4 protein-coding genes are annotated in these 2255 nt (G+C 38.7%); 1 reads left to right on the forward strand and 3 read right to left on the reverse strand.

From position 1 onward, the window contains the following. Positions 1 to 190 (forward strand): hypothetical protein (locus FTU62_RS17680; protein WP_373684859.1); only part of this gene is annotated, 190 nt, incomplete at its 5' end. A gap of 71 nt (positions 191 to 261) precedes the next feature. Here FTU62_RS17680 and FTU62_RS17155 read toward each other — a convergent pair. From FTU62_RS17155 to FTU62_RS17165, 3 genes are all read right to left on the reverse strand, one after another. After that, the gene (locus tag FTU62_RS17155) at positions 262 to 1209 is read right to left on the reverse strand and encodes a nucleotidyl transferase AbiEii/AbiGii toxin family protein (RefSeq protein ID WP_120376155.1); all 948 of its coding nucleotides are present in this window, start codon (positions 1207 to 1209) and stop codon (positions 262 to 264) included. Then, positions 1202 to 1597, reverse strand: a complete 396-nt coding sequence (locus tag FTU62_RS17160; protein WP_120376154.1) for a DUF6088 family protein — start codon at positions 1595 to 1597, stop codon at positions 1202 to 1204. The genes FTU62_RS17155 and FTU62_RS17160 overlap by 8 nt, the downstream gene beginning before the upstream one ends. Before the next feature lie 375 nt (positions 1598 to 1972). Then, positions 1973 to 2255, reverse strand: a 283-nt coding sequence (locus tag FTU62_RS17165) for a DDE-type integrase/transposase/recombinase (RefSeq protein WP_180036298.1), incomplete at its 5' end; no start/stop codon positions are given.

The raw sequence follows: 2255 nt of genomic DNA on the forward strand, positions 1-2255 counted from the left end.
AGTACCAGCGTACGGCCCACAGAATGATGTCACGCTGAAAATGCCGGCCTTTGAATGGGTTCATGTGCAGCTCCATCAGCAAAAGGGGATGATAAGTTTATCACCACCGACTATTTGCAACAGTGCCACATTTTCTATCTTCGATGAGTTACGAGTTAGAATTCAAAGAAAAAACTCTGAAGAATTTTGACAAATTTAGTTGTAATAAGAGTGATTGTAAATAAATAATCTATTGTGCTTAAGCTAATTTCTTTTCTACATTTACAACTTTAAGTTAGCGAAGATCTGTTGAACTGAGTCCTGAAAATGTGAATAGGCTTGCTGCCATGATATTTGTTTGTCCCCGAACACCATAGGAACAACAAAATTATTAAACCTGGCTTTATAGAGTGGATTACGACTTAATTCATTTAAACCAAATAACAATTCAGCAATCGGGTCTTCAACCATAAGAGTATGCTGACGACCATAACGCTCAATATCAGTTTTTATAACTTTAGTAGCTAAGTGCCCTAAATAAACAAAATCTTGTGGTTTACCATAGGTAATTTTAAAGTAGTCATACACATGTCGAACTAATGATTCATCATCAGCTCTTTCAGCATTTCTAGCAAAGGCCGCTGTACGCCTTAAAATTGCTATCAGCTTCTCGATACTGGTACTGACAATTGTGACGGAGGGAAAAGCATCGACTGGCTTCCCTTTCTTAGCCAAGTCATACACAAACGAGGTGATACTTCTAGATTCAAAAGGCTCAAGTAAGTCTGTTTCAACTAATTCCAATTTAATGAATGGTCGTAAACAGGGAGCTTGGTTGAAATGCTGAGGATATCGAATTAATAATTCCATATAACGATATTCATCCCAGACAACTGGTTCCTCTTCAATTGTAAAGAAATCAGATTGAGAGATTTTGTCTTGTACTTGATGAAGCAATTGTTTACGTACAACTTTAGCTTTAGAGCGACTTAATGCAATATTTGGTTTTGGAACTATTTTAATGTCCACATCTTCAGACATCCGATTTAACTGAATATTTGCTTTAGCTAAAGAAGTTCCACCAGCAAAAACCAAGTCATGCGTTTCAAATTCTAGAGACTGTAATAGTCTCAATAACTCGACAACATAGTAATCTTTTTCAACAATAGAAGTTGCACCAATACCAAGTGCATCAGCGACATCTGCAAACACATTTTTTATATCAGGCATTAATTTGGCTACGACCTACAGACAATTGGCGTGTAAAACGACGCGGGGTTTTAATTTGAGTAAAGGCTGGAATCTGGGTGGATTGACCAGATAAATATTTTTCCGTAGCCTCTCCTAACGTAACCTGCACATCCAATCTTTTTAATGCCTCTAAGATCACTGCATCCGCGCCTTCTGGACAGGCTGGCATTACTTTGCCGGTAATTTGATTTTTTCTTGCTTTGGTATAAATACCATAACCAACTTTAATTAGCTCACCTTCTTGAACTAAGTTTCGCAGAACTCTTCCAATTTGGTCATAATTCGCAATGTCATTAAAATCATCACGCATAAAAACATAACGTTTTGAGCGTTTGATGCGCATTTGCATTTTCGCTTTAGTTGTCATCGCATCTCCCTTATACATCAGTTTTCACATACCTTTAAACTAGCAAAAATACGACATTTTGTCGAGCAAAAATACGACATTATACTAGATGAGACTGTAGATAAATTACTCAGGAAGACAACTTTGTCTGATCTGACAGTTCTTGGTTGAGTTGCAGAATTCTATTACTCTATTACATTAAACAGCTGTAGATAACTACTTATGATCCAGAATTGGTTATCAAGCACCCTGATTACATAATAATCATAAGTTATACAACTTACACAATTTATGTGTCAGGAACCTGTCCACTTATGTACCTCTAAACACGTACGTGTTTTTATGGCACTGTTGCAAAGTTAGCGATGAGGCAGCCTTTTGTCTTATTCAAAGGCCTTACGTTTCAAAAACTCTGCTTACCAGGCGCATTTCGCCCAGGGGATCACTATAATAAAATGCTGAGGCCTGGCCTTTGCGTAGTGCACGCATCACCTCAATACCTTTGATGGTGGCGTAAGCCGTCTTCATGGATTTAAATCCCAGCGTGGCGCCGATTATCCGTTTCAGTTTGCCATGATCGCATTCAATCACGTTGTTCCGGTACTTAATCTGTCGGTGTTCAACGTCAGACGGGCACCGGCCTTCGCGTTTGAGCAGAGCAAGCGCGCGACCATAGGCG

The organism is Acinetobacter sp. YH12126 (assembly GCF_013418745.1).
GTDB classification, from domain to species: domain Bacteria; phylum Pseudomonadota; class Gammaproteobacteria; order Pseudomonadales; family Moraxellaceae; genus Acinetobacter; species Acinetobacter amyesii.